At 51.6% G+C, this 17789-nt stretch carries 13 protein-coding genes; 10 read left to right on the forward strand and 3 right to left on the reverse strand.

The features are described from left to right. The first annotated feature begins 50 nt into the window (after positions 1-50). The 3 genes from VFT64_05000 to VFT64_05010 all read left to right on the forward strand — a co-directional run bounded on the left by VFT64_05000 (position 51) and on the right by VFT64_05010 (position 4498). Positions 51-2498 (forward strand): membrane-bound PQQ-dependent dehydrogenase, glucose/quinate/shikimate family, encoded by a 2448-nt coding sequence (locus tag VFT64_05000; GenBank protein ID HEU5047185.1) that lies wholly within the window; start codon positions 51-53, stop codon positions 2496-2498. 20 nt (positions 2499-2518) lie between these two features. Beyond that, positions 2519-3109 carry an SCO family protein gene (locus VFT64_05005; protein HEU5047186.1) on the forward strand — a complete coding sequence of 197 codons (591 nt, stop codon included), beginning with the start codon at positions 2519-2521 and terminating at the stop codon, positions 3107-3109. A 72-nt stretch (positions 3110-3181) separates the two neighbouring features. Next, positions 3182-4498 (forward strand): HD domain-containing protein, encoded by a 1317-nt coding sequence (locus tag VFT64_05010; protein HEU5047187.1) that lies wholly within the window; start codon positions 3182-3184, stop codon positions 4496-4498. 6 nt (positions 4499-4504) lie between these two features. On the opposite strand, the gene VFT64_05015 is transcribed toward VFT64_05010, so the two are convergent. Beyond that, positions 4505-5248, reverse strand: coding sequence for a heparin lyase I family protein (locus VFT64_05015; GenBank protein ID HEU5047188.1), 744 nt, complete (start codon positions 5246-5248; stop codon positions 4505-4507). Between the two features lies 1 nt (position 5249). Beyond that, complete coding sequence (locus tag VFT64_05020; protein HEU5047189.1) at positions 5250-6272, reverse strand: hypothetical protein; 1023 nt, start codon at positions 6270-6272, stop codon at positions 5250-5252. 148 nt (positions 6273-6420) lie between these two features. On the opposite strand from VFT64_05020, the gene VFT64_05025 reads away from it, so the two are divergent. The 5 genes from VFT64_05025 (at position 6421) to VFT64_05045 (ending at position 13234) form a co-directional block, all read left to right on the forward strand. Further along, positions 6421-6582 (forward strand): hypothetical protein, encoded by a 162-nt coding sequence (locus VFT64_05025; GenBank protein HEU5047190.1) that lies wholly within the window; start codon positions 6421-6423, stop codon positions 6580-6582. 107 nt (positions 6583-6689) lie between these two features. Continuing rightward, positions 6690-7322, forward strand: coding sequence for a TetR/AcrR family transcriptional regulator (locus VFT64_05030; GenBank protein ID HEU5047191.1), 633 nt, complete (start codon positions 6690-6692; stop codon positions 7320-7322). A gap of 115 nt (positions 7323-7437) precedes the next feature. Beyond that, positions 7438-8637: an efflux RND transporter periplasmic adaptor subunit gene (locus tag VFT64_05035; GenBank protein ID HEU5047192.1), complete on the forward strand. Its 1200-nt coding sequence runs from the start codon at positions 7438-7440 to the stop codon at positions 8635-8637. Positions 8638-8670: 33 nt separating this feature from the next. After that, positions 8671-11829, forward strand: a complete 3159-nt coding sequence (locus tag VFT64_05040; GenBank protein ID HEU5047193.1) for a multidrug efflux RND transporter permease subunit — start codon at positions 8671-8673, stop codon at positions 11827-11829. Continuing rightward, complete coding sequence (locus tag VFT64_05045; GenBank protein HEU5047194.1) at positions 11822-13234, forward strand: TolC family protein; 1413 nt, start codon at positions 11822-11824, stop codon at positions 13232-13234. The genes VFT64_05040 and VFT64_05045 overlap by 8 nt, the downstream gene beginning before the upstream one ends. A 9-nt stretch (positions 13235-13243) precedes the next feature. Here the strand turns inward: VFT64_05045 and VFT64_05050 are convergent, their stop codons facing one another. Beyond that, complete coding sequence (locus tag VFT64_05050; protein ID HEU5047195.1) at positions 13244-14950, reverse strand: hypothetical protein; 1707 nt, start codon at positions 14948-14950, stop codon at positions 13244-13246. A 302-nt stretch (positions 14951-15252) separates the two neighbouring features. Here VFT64_05050 and VFT64_05055 point away from each other — a divergent pair, with 302 nt between their 5' ends. Both VFT64_05055 and VFT64_05060 read left to right on the forward strand, forming a co-directional pair. Next, positions 15253-17247: a TonB-dependent receptor gene (locus VFT64_05055; GenBank protein HEU5047196.1), complete on the forward strand. Its 1995-nt coding sequence runs from the start codon at positions 15253-15255 to the stop codon at positions 17245-17247. After that, positions 17235-17789 (forward strand): YfiR family protein, encoded by a 555-nt coding sequence (locus VFT64_05060; protein HEU5047197.1) that lies wholly within the window; start codon positions 17235-17237, stop codon positions 17787-17789. The genes VFT64_05055 and VFT64_05060 overlap by 13 nt, the downstream gene beginning before the upstream one ends.

Here is a 17789-nt window from a genome sequence, read left to right on the forward strand (position 1 = left end):
ACTTGAATATTTGAGCCCAAATTATTTAACAAACAAATAAAGAATCTATTATGGACACCCAGAATAAATTTTTATTTTCACGGCGCAATATTATTTCCGTACCGGGTATTACTGGTTTGGTGGTCGCCTTGATCGGGCTTACGCTGCTCGTGCTGGGTGCAAAACTGGTGATGCTCGGCGGTAGCTGGTATTACGCCATTACCGGTGCGTTGCTGATTCTTTCCGGCCTGCTCGTAACTGCGCGCAAGAAAGAGGGCCTCTGGCTCTATGCACTTATTCTGCTTGGCACGGTGATCTGGGCGATATGGGAAGTGGGACTGGACGGCTGGAAGCTCCTGCCGCGCGTCTTTGCGCCTGCCATCATTGGCATATGGCTTTACCTGCCCTGGGTTGCGGGCAGGATGCAGGGAATTCAGGGAAATGCACAACGCAGGAAATGCTATATTTGGGCAGGAACAACGGCTTGCTTCGTATTGGCAGCTTCTGTGATAATTTTGGGATACCGTGTTTCTGCACCGGAATACCAACGCCCCGGTACAATGGGGCAGCAAACCGCTACAGCGCAGCCGGTTCCCCCCGTGGCTGACGATGAATGGCTTTATTACGGCCGCACGGCTGATGGTGATCGTTTTTCACCTCTGGCACAAATCACGCCTGAGAATGTTTCGAAGTTAAAGGTTGCATGGCAATTCCGCACGGGCGATCTGCCAACGCAGAAGGATATCGAAAAGGGAAAAGAATTCAGTTTCGAAGCAACGCCGATCAAAGTGCATGATAATCTCTATTTCTGCACGCCCCATCGCCATATCATTTCTCTCAATGCCACTACGGGCAAGAAGAATTGGGAATTCGATCCTCACAGTGAAACCTCGCACTCCATATTTGTGACATGCCGCGGAGTTGCTTACTCCGAAAACATGGCAAGCGCTGAATGTCCGCGCCGCATTATTTCCGGCACGGGAAGCGCCAGCTTGGTGGCGCTGAATGCGGATACAGGGGAGTTATGTCAGGGCTTTGGCAATAAGGGGTATGTAAGCCTGACCGAGCATATGGGAGAAGTGCCTCCGGGCTTTCATTTCATCAGTTCGCAGCCGATGGTGGTGGATAACCGCGTTATCGTGGGCGGGTGGATATATGATAACGAGGCAGAGGGTGAACCCTCAGGCGTGGTGCGGGCTTATGATTCAACAACGGGCGCGCTGGTTTGGTCGTGGGATCTGGGGCGCGCAGACCCGACAGCGCCGCTGAAACCGGGTGAGCATTTTACCCGCGGCACGCCAAACGCATGGGGAACATTGACCGCCGATGCTGCGCTTGGTCTGGTGTATTTGCCCATGGGTAACGCCACCCCGGATTATTTCGGTGGCAAGCGCCGTCCGTTTGACGACAAATATTCCAGCGCTGTCGTAGCGCTGAACATCGCAACGGGGAAGGAGCGCTGGCATTTCCAGACCGTGCATCACGATCTGTGGGACTTTGATCTGCCCATCGGCCCTTCGCTCGTGGACTTGAATACTCCTGCAGGTACTATCCCCGCGCTGGTGCAGACGACAAAGCGCGGGGAGTTTTTCCTGCTCGACCGCCGTAACGGAAAGCCTCTGACACAGATTGAGGAAAGACCCGTGCCGCAAAAGCCTGCGTCGGGAGAATATCTGTCGCCGACCCAGCCTTATCCTGTCGGATTTCCATCTCTCGCTCCTGCGGACGTGACGGAAAAAGGCACATGGGGTGCGACACCTATCGACCAGCTTCTGTGCCGTATCGATTTTCGTGAGCGCCGGTATGACGGACAGTTCACGCCGCCCACTGTAGGAAAATACCTGGCTTATCCCGCATTCTTCGGGGTGACGGACTGGTTCGGCGCTTCGATCGATCCTGCGCGCAAGCTGTTGATTTCCAACTCCAGCTACTTGCCAATGGTCATGCACTACATGACGCAGGAGGAGGCACTCAAAGAAGGCAAGGTTCTGCCGTGGCAGGGCTGGGGCCATCCTGTGCCGAAGCTGCTTAACGTATCTTACAATCCGCAATATGGCACCCCTTATGCGATTGAGATCGAACCCTGGCTGAACTATCTCGGCGTGCCCTGTATTGCACCGCCCTGGGGTAAACTTACGGCCATCGATCTGGACAAGCGTAAAGTCGTATGGCAGCGCCTGCTCGGAACCACCTATGGCAGCGGCCTGTTCCGCACGCACTTTGGTCCCGCATTGCCGACCGGAATATTCAATATGGGAGGTAATATAATTACCGCAAGCGGCCTTGTCTTTATCTCAGCCACTGCCGATGACGATTTCCGCGCCTTCGATGAGGGAACCGGAAAAATGCTCTGGCGGGATCACCTGCCCGCAGGGGGGAACGCAACGCCTATGACCTATAAAGGTAGCGACGGGCGGCAGTATATTGTGATTGCTGCAGGCGGACATGGGGGGCTGCAGACATTATCGGGTGATTATGTCATCGCCTATGCGCTGCCCGATACAAACAAGGCACAATAAGGTGATCCAGCGAGGGAAGTATGCCCAAGATACATTGGATTGCCGGTGGAATAATTGCGCTCGTGACAGCAAGTATCCTGCTGTTTACCTTCTCGGGAAATAAGTGGGAATTGAGGAATGTAAAGGGCCGCGTATCGGATCTGCATTTCTCGCTTATCGATGATACCGGAAAACATGTGAATGAAGGAAACTATCGCGGTAATATTCTGCTGCTGTATTTCGGATTCACAGGCTGCCCGCAGCAATGCTCGTTGACGCTCGAACGGCTTAACCATGTGCTTTCGCAATTGGGAAATGATGCGAACTACGTACAGGTGCTGTTTGTCAGCATCAATCCTGCAAATGATACTTCCCCTGTGCTGCATAACTACCTGGCACGTTTTCATTCATCCAATATTACGGGATTGACAGGCAGCGAGAGCGAAATCAAGCAGCTTGCCCTGCGTCTGCATGCTACGCATAAACCCGGCAGCCGGGATAGCGGCGATCTGCCGCATAGCAGCGCTGTGTATATTTTTAATGCGGCAGGAAAGGCGCGGCTGCTGGCAACCCCGGAAGATACAGATGAAAAGATCGTGCATGACCTGCGGCGTATGATTCACGCAAGTTAGGGTAATTAGGAGTGGATTTTCATGTGTGTGCAGGTAGATTAGCTGCACGCATCAGGCAATTTCTCCATCAATATGCTCTATAATCTGTATGGCCATGATTATCCGGTCGCTATTCCGGATGATCCACTGCTGAAAGCCGCCCTCACGGTAGCAGAACGCGCACATGAAGGGCAGGAACGCCGCAATAGCCAGAGGCCGTATCTGGATCATGTGCTGCTTATATATGATATTCTGGATAAGTTTGGTTGCAGTAGCGAACAGAAAGCCATTGCCCTGCTGCATGATACGGTAGAGGATAAGCTGGAATCCGTGAAAGAACTCCATCGGCAGCTGTGCGAAGAACTTGAGGTCCCGTGCACGATCCGGGACGATGCGGTGATTACGAGTCTTGGCGAGCGCAAAAACGGCGGCAGACCATTGCAGGATAGCGATATAGATGCGGATATAGCCGAACTTGGCGTAGATAAGGCGGAGGCGTTGTCCCTTAAAATATGCCAGGGCGTATATCAAATGAGCCTTGGTGCAATTCGCTTTGAAGGCAAACGGAGTTATCAGGTCGATCAGGCCTCTCGCATGAGCCCGCTCGTCAAACCTATAAAAATAGTGGATCAGGCGGCCAGCGTCCTGGATGACATCATGCATCTTCCAATGCCCGGCAGCGGCACGGCGGCGGATATCTCGCACGAAGCTGCGTGGAGGGAGACCAGAAAGGCAATTCGGCTTGCGCTGAAAGGGTATGACGTCGCCACCTCGGCTGCGGACAGAATGCATCGCAAGGCACCTTTATATCTCTTTCAGGATTTATATGGAAAACTCCAGGAGCTAAAGGAACTTCAGAAAAAAGAGAATTATGACGGTATAGCGGCTCTCCGTGAGAATATGGCGAATGACGGAATCGAGCCTATGATAAAGCGAGCAACTTCATATACGAGACGTTTTCGCAACTCCGCTGATAAAAAACTGCCATTACCTGATATCGTAAAGCATTTCTATGCTCCGGACAGTGAAACCGGGATACAGAGAGTGACCATATCACGCACAACAGGGAAAATTGTCAGTATAGGCGTTGTGGTGTCACCGGATGGGGATGACAAAGCGCCTGCCAATCGTATTGCTCATATTATACGTGACGAGCTGGAGTCGCTGAGGGATGTGAAAATCGATACCGGGAATAAATCTGTTCAGAGAATACGTGTTCGGGAAGAAGGTGTCGAAATGCATAGCGAAGTGCTTCATGTCCGTGATTTCAGGATAAAGCCGCCTATGAGCCCCAGAACATTCCTCGAGAGAATGCGCACACTTGAGCTGCGGCAGGATCTCAATGTCATAGACAGAGAACTGGAATTAGCCGTTATGTCTACCCAGCCTGGTGTTCACCGATATCGGTAATCGCTATTATAAGGCCGTCAACAATGTGCGTGGCAGCGGCAGGCGGCCCATAACCTGTTGGTAACCGTCATTGCCTGTCCAGCAATTGGCATTTCTGACATACATCTGACAGGAACCGAAGCGTGCGTTATGGGTGCCGTCATAACAGCCCACCTTGAAGTAATTACCGCCATTGCCGAGATCGTTATAAGTGGTGGCGACATTATATTGGCGAAACAAAGGCTGACCGTCGATAAAGAATTCGCGAAAACCATTGCTGTTGGGCTGCCAGTTGACATGGAAGCAGGCCTGGTACCAGTGGTTATATTGCGGATTGATGCTCCCTACGATCGTAGTGCTTGAACCGCTTGCGGGTAACGTCTGGGAAGGAACAGAAATGGCCAGGTATCCGGGCTGCTGATACTGAAAGGCAAACGGGATCGGATTGACCGGATCGGCATCCGGAGTATGGATCTGCATTAGAATAATAGGGTCGAGCAGAGGCGCAAACCCTGTAGGCAGCATGAACTCCCAATAGAACCAGTATTCTCCGGTTGGTGTACAGGCAGGCATTGTAATTTCCGACCGGATACCGGTAGCCGTCGGTGTCATGCTCTGGTTGATGGTAGCCAGCATGGCGCTGTTGGATATCACCAGCGCTCCCGGGATGCCGTTAGGAAGATTATTGCCTGTGTCAATAATACCGTTAGCCTGCAGTTTATTCACGCCTGCAAAGGTCGAGGATAGCGGATAATTAATAATCTGTGTCATATTAAAAAGCCGAGTTGGTTACAAGTTGGCCGGGATTGGCGCGTAGCTGCTGGAATAATGCCGTGACTGTGGCGATAGACGGTGTCGCAGTCGCAGAAGGGAGCCTCAGAATGGCCAGGGCTCTTGTCTGCACGATCGTGCCGCTTGTGCTATTGGCTACCGCCGGAAATGCCGTGCCTATGTTAAAAGTATTAGTCGTACGCGTATCCACTGCTGTGCCGCCTCCTAATGCTGCATAGTTTCCGCCCAGGTTGGTATCGTATAGCTCATCGGTCCATGCGCCGTATTGTTTTGCCGTACCGTCGATTACAAAACCGAAACTATGCAGTCCGCCGTCAAAAGGAACGCCGACAGAGGTGCCGCTGAAAATACTGTTGGTGCCATCAACCAGATTGAGCTGCCACTTGCCGGCAGTGGTGGCCCTGACATTGAGGCCGTGATAGGTTGCACTGGCACCGTCTCCCATAATCTGGAGCGTTGCAGCCGGTGTCGCGATTCTGCCGAGCCACCAGAGAATAAGTTTTTCACCTCCCAGATAATCCAGATTAAGCGCCGGCATACGCAGCGATGCGTTGGTGCCGCTGGTGCTGATGGTAGTGGAGGCAACCGTCTGGCTCAGATTGACCGTCCATGTGGAACCGCTGCCGGATACGATATAGGTTCCCGCGGTGACGCCTGTGCCGGTGACAGTCTGTCCGATGGTAATAGTGCCGGTCAATCCGGAAACGACCGTGAGCGTTGTGCCGGAGATCGTTCCTGTGAAAGAAGCCGATGCAGGCTGCTGCGTCGAAATATACCCGTTGTTTCCCCACGCCACGCTGGAAATAAGCTGGGTGCCAAATACGGCATTATCCATGGCGCCGGACATATCGTAAAAAACCGGATCTCCCGCAATCTGGTTCCCGGCGAAACCATGAAAGAAATAATAAGGGCTTTGCGTAGGCCCCAGATCCGAACTGTTGGTGATCGATAATGTTCCACCGCTGATATTGAGGGCGACAGAACCGGTAAAGGATGAGGACATATCAATATTCCATGAATGGGATGATAGTGCATGTATAAAGCGTAAGAAGTACTAATATACTCCAATGCACTAACGCGAGAAAGTGAATTAATATCACATAGAAATTTTAGATGAATAATGACAGCCTTCTTTCTTTTGAGGAGGATATATGACTGACACAATCGAAACGAATAAGGATATTAAGAACAGCGAAACGAATACGAAGACAAAGAAGCCTGTCGATGTGGCAACCCTTGAGAAGTCCAGAGCGACCAGCGAAATGGATACGGAAAGCTCTGATCCTGTTGCTGTAGGCGAAGCATCCGGTTGAAATATGCTGGGTTTTTTATTTGTTTCCAGAGAGATGGCGGATTCCAGCAAATCACTGTTGACTGATCGGTCAAATCTCCTTATAGTGAGTAAATAAGGAGGCTTTGTATGATCAAGGCTGCAACAACAAACACGAAAGATACCAAGCAGGTATTAATCGACACGGCTTCGGAGCTGATCTGGAAGAGCAGTTATGGCTCGGTCAGTGTCGACGATATCTGTAAGGCTTCTAATGTAAAAAAAGGCAGTTTTTACCATTTCTTTCCTTCCAAGGTGGATCTGGCGATCGCTGCAATGGAAGAATTCTATCAGAGCAAGAAGATGGCTTATGATAGTATTTTTTCACCGCAAACGCCTGCGCTGCAGCGGTTCGAACAGCTCGCAGATTTTATTTATAATATGCAGGAAGCAGCGGCCACCAAGCATGGTCAGGTATGTGGCTGCCCCCACGCTTCTCTGAGTTCGGAGATGGCGGGCCAGGAAGAAGGAAAGGGTATACGCGAGAAAATGACCGAGCTCACCAAGCGCTTCGAGCGCTATTATGAAAGTGGGGTTCGTGATCTGATCGCAGATGGGTTGCTGCCTGCCAATACGGATGTGAAGGCAAAAGGGCAGGAAATAGTAACCTATCTGATTGGGCAGCTCACATTTGCCCGGATTCAGAATGATCTTGAACTATTAAAGCGTGACTTAAAACCAGGACTACTGAAAATTATCAACCCTCAACACCAGCAGAAGTAACAAAGAATTTATTTAATATAAGGATCTAACGGTAGGGAAGTCGTATGCACGGCTTTTTTTTGAAACCCTTACTAAACCGACCGGTCAAATCCTAAAAAGACACAGGAGAAATGCCATGACTCAATTTTCACTCTATATACGAAATAAAGCGCTGTTACTGGCAGGTGTTGCCATTATCATCCTGCCGACAGCGGGATTTGCCATCCATGGCCTGTCCAAGTCTACCCCTCCTGCAGCTGCGGCAAGTCAGGCGGTTCCGGTGGATGTGCAGACCGTCAATCCGCAGAATATCCGCATCTGGTCTGCCTTTTCGGGCAGGATGAGAGCAGTGGACTACGCTGAGATTCGTCCGGAAGTCAGCGGACGTATTGCCAGCCTGCGCTTCAATGACGGCCAGGTGGTGAAAGCCGGTGACGTATTGATGGTGATCGAGCCGCAGCCTTACGAAGCGGCAGTCGCCAAGGCGGAAGCAAACCTTGCGGCGGCGACCACCAAGGCAGCCTTTGCCAGAACCGAGCTGGACCGCGCCACCCATATGATTAAATCACAGGCTATTGCCAAGCGCGTCTATGACGAACGCGCGAACGACAACCGCGTTGCGCAAGCCGATGTAAAAGCAGCAGAAGCTGCGCTGAAGCAGGCAAAAGTGGATCTGGATCATGCCTATGTGAAGGCGCCGATTTCAGGCCGTGTCAGCCGCGCGGAAATCACAGTAGGCAATCTCGTGCAGTCTGGCTCGAATGCGCCGCTTCTGACGTCGATCGTTTCTAATGACGGCATCTATGCGGATTTTGAGGTGGACGAACAAACCTATATGAGAAGCATCCGTTCGCATGCCGCTACGCAGAATGAGGAACAATCCATTCCGGTGGAACTGGCAGTGCAGGGGGACGAAAAACATCTTTATAAAGGGACCGTCTACAGCTTTGACAATCATATCGATACAGGCTCGGGCACGATCAGGGCACGCGCTAAATTTGCCAATGAAGACGGCAGCCTCGTGCCGGGAATGATGGTCTCTGTGAAGCTTGCCAGCAATATGGCTGAGAATGTACTGCTTGTCCCCAACCGTGCCATTGGCAACGACCAGAACAAGCGGTTCGTTTATGTGGTCGGCAATGACAACAAGGTGGCATATCGTGAGGTCAGCCTTGGCGAGCAGGCAGATGAAAGCCAGCGTATTGTTCTGAGTGGGCTCAATCCCGGCGATAAGGTGATTGTTGACGGTCTCCAGCATGTAAGGCCGGATGCGGTCGTGCAGCCGAAGGAGGCAGTCGCTCACAAGAACGCCGCTGATAAGGTTGCCGCTAACTAGTCTTTCACAAGCTCCGTTTCAGGAAACAGTATTATGAACATATCCAAGTTCTTCATCGACCGGCCGATTTTTGCCGGAGTGATTTCTATTATCATTTTTCTGGCGGGGCTGATCTCGGTCTTCCAATTGCCGATTTCGGAATATCCGGAAGTTGTTCCTCCTTCAGTGGTAGTGAAAGCGCAGTTTCCGGGGGCTAACCCCACGGTAATCGCTGAAACGGTGGCAACGCCTATCGAAGAGCAGATCAACGGCGTGGAAAACATGCTGTATATGTTCTCGCAGGCCGCAAGCGACGGTACGCTGACTTTAACGGTGACCTTCAAGCTCGGCACGGACCCGGATCTTGCGACCCAGCTCGTGCAGAACCGCGTGAATCAGGCGCTTTCCCGCTTGCCGGAAGTGACGCGCCAGATTGGTGTGACGACGGTTAAGAGCTCGCCTGACCTGACGATGGTGGTGCATTTGAAATCACCCCATGAGCGGTATGACATGCTCTACCTGCGCAATTATGCGGTACTGAACGTGAAAGATCAGCTGGCCAAGATTCCGGGTGTCGGCAATGTCGGTCTGTTCGGTTCGGGTGATTATGCTATGCGTATCTGGCTCAATCCGCAGAGAATTGCAGAACGCGGTATGACAGCGGAGGAAGTGGTTGCTGCAATCCGCCGCCAGAACGTGCAGGTGGCTGCAGGTGTGATCGGTGGTCCTCCTTACGATAAAGGCATTGAGCTGCAGTTGCCCGTCAACGCGCAGGGACGCCTGACCGATGTGGAGCAGTTCAATAAGATCATCATCAAACGTGAGAACGGCGTCGTCACTTACCTTAAGGATGTGGCACGCATCGAGATCGATGCTGCCGAATACGGCTTACGTTCGCTGCTGGATAATAAGCCTGCCGTTGCTATTCCGGTCTTCCAGGCTCCGGGTTCTAACGCGCTGGATATTTCCAATAGCGTTCGCAAGACGATGGCGGAATTGAAGCAGAACTTCCCTGAGGATGTTGACTATGAAATCGTCTACGATCCGACCATCTTCGTGCGCGACTCCATTAAAGCCGTAGTGCACACACTGCTGGAAGCGATTGTACTGGTCGTGCTTGTGGTGATTCTGTTCCTGCAGACATGGAGGGCTTCGATTATTCCGCTGCTCGCCGTGCCGGTCTCCATTGTGGGCACATTTGCCATCATGCATATGTGCGGGTTCTCGATTAACGCCTTGTCCCTCTTTGGTCTCGTGCTTGCTATTGGTATCGTAGTGGATGACGCGATTGTGGTCGTGGAAAATGTGGAGCGTAACATTCAGAACGGACATACACCGCGTGAGGCCACTCTGATAGCCATGCGCGAAGTAACCGGGCCAATTATTGCCATCGCGCTGGTGCTGTGCGCGGTATTCGTACCGATTGCGTTCATCACAGGTCTGACGGGACAGTTCTATCGCCAGTTCGCGTTGACCATCGCGTTTTCAACGGTGATTTCAGCGTTCAACTCGCTGACACTATCACCGGCATTGTCTTCACTGCTGCTGCAGGGACATGATGCGCCTAAAGACGGTTTGACTCGTTTCATGGACAATCTGTTCGGGCCTTTCTTTGCGATGTTCAACCGTTTCTTCCACCGCAGTTCGGAAAAATACGGGCGCAGCGTGGCAGGAATCCTGAATCGTAAGACACTGGCCATTGCCATCTATGTCGGCCTGCTGTCCTTTACCTTTGTCGGGTTCCATGAAGTGCCTCCGGGGTTCGTGCCGGTGCAGGATAAGCAGTATCTGGTGAGCTTCGCCAAGTTGCCTGACGGCGCTACGCTTGACCGTACGGAAGCGGTAATCCGCGAGATGTCTGACATCGCGCTGAAAGAACCGGGCGTGGAAGGCGCCGTGGAATTCCCCGGCCTTTCGATCAACGGGTTCATCAACTCGCCTTCGGCAGGTATTGTATTCGTAAAACTGAAACCGTTTGAAGAACGCACTTCGCCTGAGCTGTCCGGTTTTGCCATTTCGCAGAAGCTGCAGCAGAAATATATGGGTGTAAAAGATGCGTTCATCGCCATCTTCCCGCCGCCGCCTGTGCATGGTCTCGGCACCATTGGTGGGTTCAAGATGCAGGTGGAAGACCGTACCGACCAGGGGTATGACGCATTGGATAAGGCTGTGAAAGCGGTGCTTGCCAAAGCCAATCAGGACCCGGCATTGTCGCGTGTCTTTACCAGCTATAACGTGAACACGCCGCAGCTCTTCGCCGATTTGGACCGTACCAAGGCCATGCAGCTCGGGGTGGATGTGCAGGATGTATTCAACACCATGCAGATCTATCTTGGTTCGCTCTACATCAATGACTTCAATAAATTCGGCCGTACGTATGAAGTCATTGCGCAGGCGGATAAGCAGTTCCGTTCCAAGCCGGATGACATCAAGAAGCTGCAGACGCGTAATGCCGATGGCAAGATGGTGCCGCTCGGTGCGATCGTGAATGTGTCGGAAACTACCGGTCCGGATAACGCAATGCGCTATAACGCATTCCGTTCTGCCGATATCAACGGTGGTCCGGCTCCCGGATATTCCAGCGGGCAGGCGCAGGAAGCGATCATCAAGATATTGAATGAGACGCTGCCTAAAGGTATGGGCTTCGAGTGGACGGAATTGACGTACCAGCAGATTCTTTCCGGCAATACGGCGCTGCTTGTATTCCCTATCTGCGTGCTGTTGGTGTTCCTCGTGCTTGCGGCGCAGTATGAAAGTGTCTTCCTGCCGCTCGCCATCATCCTGATCGTGCCGATGTGCCTGCTGTCTGCTATTACAGGCGTATGGATCAGCGGTGGTGACAACAACCTCTTTACGCAGATCGGGTTCTTCGTTCTGATCGGTCTGGCCTGCAAAAACGCCATTCTGATCGTGGAGTTCGCACGTGAGCTGGAGATTCAGGGCAGCAAGACACTTGATGCTGCCATTGAAGCCGCCCGCCTGCGCCTTCGCCCGATTCTGATGACGTCGATGGCGTTCATCATGGGCGTTACGCCGCTGGTGTTCACTTCCGGTGCAGGTGCAGAAATGCGTCATGCGATGGGGATTGCCGTATTTGCGGGCATGCTCGGTGTGACGGTCTTCGGCATATTTCTCACGCCTGTATTTTATGTGCTGATCCGTGCTTTGGAAAAGCGCATCACCAAAACAGAAAAGGTACATCATCATGTATAACACAACACGCTCTTTCTTTGCGGTGCTTCTCACCAGCACAATTCTGCTTTCTGCCTGCACCGAACCGGCAGGGCAGCAGAACTCCGGCATCGAAACACCAACGTTATGGAGCAGGCTGACGGGAACAGCATCCGGGCCGTCTAATCAGCCGCTCGTGGCGAATAACGATGCGGATGTGGACCAGACATGGTGGAAACATTTCAATGATCCCACGCTCGACAGCATCATTGCGGAAGCGCTGAAGAATAATAAAACCCTTCAGATAGCCGCCGCCCGTGTGGAAGAAGCGCGGGCAGGGCGATTGTTGGCGCAATCCAGTCTGTTACCGCAGATCAACGCGGAAGCAAGTGCGCAACGCGGTAATCAGGGATTTGCGACCGCCAACAAGGTGGTCAATATTTCTCAGGCCGATATTGCAGCGACGTGGGAGCTGGACCTGTTCGGCGGCAATCAGGCACGCACTGCGGAAGCAAAAGCGATATGGCAGTCTGCGGAAGCAAGCAGGCAGGCTGTGCGCGTAGGATTGCTGGCGGAGGTGGCGCGCACCTATTTCGATATGCGTAATTTCGAGCGTCAGGTCGCTATCGCCAGAGAAAATCTCGACACGCAGAAAAAGACACTGGAGCTGATTAAGGTCCAAAAGGAAGGCGCATTGGCCAGCGACTTTGACGTACAGCGTGCGGCGGCTCAGGTTTCAGACACAGAAGCGCTTATACCGAACCTCCAGACGGCGTATGATACGTCGCTTAACCGACTGAACGTACTCTTAGGCTATGCCCCCGGCAGCAAGGATGCCATGCTGACGGCCAAAGCGGAAATGAAGCCGCTCGACCAGCATATTGTCATCTCAGCCCCTGCTAAAGTGCTGGCGGAACGGCCGGATGTGCGTGCGGCAGAGCGCCAGTTTGCGGCAAGCATTTCAGCGCGCAGAGCCGCTGTAGCGGAGCTCTTCCCTGACATTTCCCTGACCGCGCTTTTTGGCGCGCAATCTGCGACTCCGTTTTCCTCCACGCCGTGGGGAGTGGGGGCAAGCCTCGTTCAGCCCGTGCTGAATTTCGGCCGTATCGAGTCACAGATCGATGCTGCGGACGCAAGGCAGAAACAGGCTTTCCTGAATTACCAGCAGACCGTATTGCAGGCGCTGGAAAACATGGAAAATGCGCTTTCGGGTTATATCCATGAAACGACGCGTAACGCTGCTTTAACTGCGGGTGTTGCACAGAACCGCAAAGCCACTGCACTTGCCAAGGAACAGTATCAGAACGGTTACACCGGATTGCTGGATCTGCTGGTGGAGCAGCGCAATCTGCTTGATGCGGAAGCAAATCAGGCCGCTTCAGATGCAAACTTGCGTAAAGACCTCGTGAATATTTACGCTGCGGCAGGTGGAGGATGGAAGGAATAAGAAAGCGGGTTAATTTCTCTTATACAGTCGTAAGTCCATATTCTTGATGCTGGGAAGATGAGAATCTTTCCATACCATTTTCCATTGAGGATAAGCATCTTCGGAAGCCTCCCGGGGCATGAATGCAAGAATAAGCGGGCATCTGCTATTCTCCCATGTCACCCGGGGCCACGGCGTTTTTTCATAGTAATATTGTATCAGGGGAGCAATATTCTCACCTAGCTCAATGTCCCCTATACAATCGGTGGAATAACCGGACTTTTGAATGAAACTATCCAGGCGTTTCAGGACAGGCAAATAGCTCATGCTTTCATTAATCCAGGGCATGAGAAGTGTATAGATCGTGCACCACATCAAAAGAGCGCCCAGAAACCATATACGGGCGAGGTTCAGCGGATTATGTTTTTCCAGTCTTAAGCATGATATCCAGAATAATGCTGCGAGAAGTGCCACGAGACATGCCAGTCCCTGCGATGCCGGCGGTATAAAATCGGGAGGGAGCTTTTTGAACATGGAAGACAGCCAGACCAGAGGGCGATGAGCGCGTGGATAATGCAATGTCCACCAGATCAGCCATGTTGTAGCAGCAGCCACGCTGAATGCAGTTAACAAAATTTTGTTCAGAATGATCCTGCAGCCATCGGAGAAGCGCATCACAGCCTGTGCAGCCAGCAGCGCAAATCCCGGCATAAGCGGTAAAAGATAAGGGGCTCGGCCGGATGCGGAGATTAAAAGGACAAGCAGCCCGATATAAGATACGGAGACCGGCAATAAATATTCAGGTGTGCGCCATTCTTTTCTGGCTCTGACGATATGAACGCATGCAAGCGGAAAAACAGGAAATGCATAAAGCGGCGCCATCCAGATAAAATATCCGGGACGGTTTTCCGCCCCCAGCCGTGCAACAGATGAACCGAAAAAGCGGCCTATATTGTTATCCCACAGCCAGTCATGAAATAGTTCCGGAGAATGCGTATATACTAAATAAGGCCAGATCAGCAGGAACGGGGATATTGTGATGCCGGCGATCAGCAAAGCGCGCCAGGTATAGCGGTTATGGAGTGATGTAAGCGTTAGCCACAAAATGATACCCGATATTCCCATGATAGTGGGAATGACGAGCCCCTTGGACATAAAAGCTATGCCAAGGCCGATGCCAAGCCAGCATCCTGCTGAGAGGTAGCGCATTGGCGTTTTACATTGCAGGGCAATACCGTAAAGCGCTATCGCAGTGCCGGCAACGAGAGCGGTATCGGTGATCAACACATGGCTGAAGCGGATATAGCCGTAAGTGCCCAGCAGAAGATATACTGTTATCTTACTTAACGTATCGCAATGATCATGATCCTGAAATAATGTCTTTGCAGTCTTCCAGATGAAAAAACCCGTCAGGATGAGATATGGCAGGCTTGCAAGCCTCGCCGCGTCGTGCAAAGGCAATATCCCGCCAAATAATTTCATGCATAAAACGGCTGTCCAATAGTAAAGCGGAGGCTTTTCCATAAAAGGAACGCCCGCATTCATGGGAATGATCCATGTATGAGTAATATAAAAATTATAAATAACGCCGAAACTATAGGCTTCACCACGCTTCCACCAGGGATCATGGTCAATGCCTGTGATCAGGAGCAGGCATATCAATAAGGTCAGCTTTACTATGCCAGGTATTTTAAAATTTTTGCCAATACAGAAGCTGAAATAGTCAGAACGTTGCATATCTTTTAGTAAGAAATAAATAACTACTAATTTGTTACAATGTATCCGGAATATTGCATAGATAATTTTCTCACAATGAAACACATTGTGAGTTATTGCTTCCTTAGCCTTTAGCGGAACATTGCATCTGTAGCAATTGTTATTAATGCACAACTGATAGTAGGCAAAAAATTATTTACACTCTCTTTAATTGGGGTATGCTGAAACCGCCTTTCATTCAAAATGAAGCAACCAATACAATGGGTGGGTGGATGCAGCGGCGTTCAGGATATCGCAGAAAACGAGACAGTATCTGGAAATGCATGGCTGTTATACTTGCAGCGGCCGGTATGCATTGCGAAGCGTATGCAGAAGCCCCAATAGATGACTTTAATCTTTCACCCGAAGAGTTGTTTGATGCAAAGGTTATATCAGTTTCCAAAGCTCCTGAAAGAGTGATGGATGCGCCGGCAGCGGTATACGTGCTGACCAATGAAGATATCATACGTTCAGGCGCTACCTCAATTCCCGAAGCTTTGCGGCTGGTTCCGGGGGTGCAGGTAGCACAGATCAATGCCAATAGCTGGGCAGTCAGTGTAAGAGGATTCAATAGCGCTCTGGCGAATAAACTGCTCGTGCTGGTGGATGGCAGAACAGTGTATGATCCTCTGTTTTCAGGAGTGCATTGGAATGCGCAGAATATGGTGCTTGAGGATATTGAGCGCATAGAGGTTGTTCGCGGCCCGGGCGCGAGCCTCTGGGGAGCCAATGCAGTTAATGGCGTGATCAATATCATCACAAAGAAAGCAAAGGATACGCAGGGCAATCTGGCAAGTGTGACCGCGGGTAATAAGGAGCGGGGAACCGTGGAGGACCGCTTTGGCGGTGCCATAGGGGAGAATGGCGAGAAAGGTTATTACCGCATATATGGAAAATACCGCAGCGTTGCCGACGACAAAACACCATCCGGTGCCGATGCGCATGACGGCATGACGGATAGCCGCGCCGGATTCCGTGCCGACCTGAACGGCAGTAGTTCCCGGGATAACTTCACCGTGCAGGGTGATATTTTTCGTAATGAGGCGAGCGATTACCGAACGACCCCGCTGTTGGTCGCTCCTTACGGGTTAACGCAGATCGAAAATCTGAATGAGGACGGCGCCAATATTCTGGGGCGCTGGAACCGGACATTTGCGGATAAGTCCACCTTTATGCTTCAGAGCTATGTAGATTATTTTACGCAAAGCCAGGAGATAATTAATGACCGACGCACGACGTTCGACGTGGAGGCGCAATACGATCTGGCACCGATAGGGCGTCATGCTATAACGATCGGCGGAGATTATCGTTACAGTGCGGACGATCTGTCAAGTTCCTCGTCTTTTATTAGTTATCCTGGCGCATTTGAAGGGACGACGATCTTCAGCGGATTCCTGCAGGATAAAATAACGCTTGTGCCCAAAAGCTGGTTCCTGACGCTGGGTTCCAAGATAGAGCATAACGACTATACAGGGGTTGAGGTTGAACCGAACGCACGGCTGCAATGGTTCCCCGACGATAATCAGATGGCATGGGCCTCCGTTTCCCGCGCGGTGCGCACTCCCAGCCGCCTTGAGCACGATTTGACGATTAATGAGTTCACTATTCCACCAAGAGCGCCATCCACCACCCCTATTGACCTGATACTAAGAGCGAATCCGGACTTTGCGAGCGAGGATCTCGTGGCGTATGAAATCGGATACCGGCGTCAGATTACGCCTGAATTATCCACTGACATTGCGGCATTTTATAATGATTACAGTAATCTGGAAACGAATACGTTGATGCCTTTCTCAGTGGGAAGCAGTCCAACTCACATCATTTTTCCTTTTGAGTTTACCAATGATACTTCCGGGGAAACGCATGGTATTGAGCTTCTGACAGATTGGCGTGCACAAAAGAACCTGAAACTTTCGGCATCCTATAGCCTGCTGCAGGTGGATCTGCATGGTCCCCCCAGCAGCAAAGCCATTTCCTCGCAGCAAGCTGATACGCAGTCCCCGACCAGTCAGTTTAACGCGACCTCACGGTGGGATGTGACGTCCAATACTTCGTTCGATACGACGCTGTATTATACGTCTGAGCTGCCATATTATAAGATACCGCATTACTGGCGTCTGGATGCACGCTATAGCTGGCGGATTATGGACGGGCTTCAATTCAGTCTTACAGGACAGAACCTGCTGATGTCCAGCCACCGGGAGTTCTCGTCGGCCACCGATGTAAGCGCCGCGGAAATTCCGCGCAGTATTTTTGGCAGCATCACATGGCGTTACTGATCAGACAGCTATGGTTTTTTGTGCTGTTATTAACGGCGGGTTTTCCGGCGTGGGTCTGCGCGGATACGGAACTCCAGTTGCAGGAGCAGGAAATCAAAGCCGGGCTGCTCTATAACTTTCTGAAATACACGCAATGGCCCGCAGCACCACGCTCCATGGTGATATGTATTTACGGACAAGATCCGTTCGAGGGTTATTTACAGCCGATTGCCGGACGTTCCGTCAATCAGGCGGAAATAGTTCTGCATAAAATTACCGTCCCGCAGGAAACGGAGGGCTGTAATCTGTTATTCCTGAATGCCGATGAAAAAACGGTCTGGCCGCAAGTACAAAAGACAATTGCAGGCAAGGCAGTGTTAACTGTCAGCGATTACAAGGGGTTTGCAGAAGAAGGCGGAATGATCGAATTCGGCCGCAAAAATGATCATATAAATGTTGATCTGAATATGGAGGCGCTCACGGCTGCCCGTCTGCAGGTACAGGATCGCCTGCTGAAACTGGTAACGGTGGTGCATCCTGTGCTGGGAAGTGGGAGGCCATAA

It is taken from the genome of Rickettsiales bacterium (assembly GCA_035765535.1).
Classification (GTDB): Bacteria; Pseudomonadota; Alphaproteobacteria; order Rickettsiales; family JABCZZ01; genus JABCZZ01.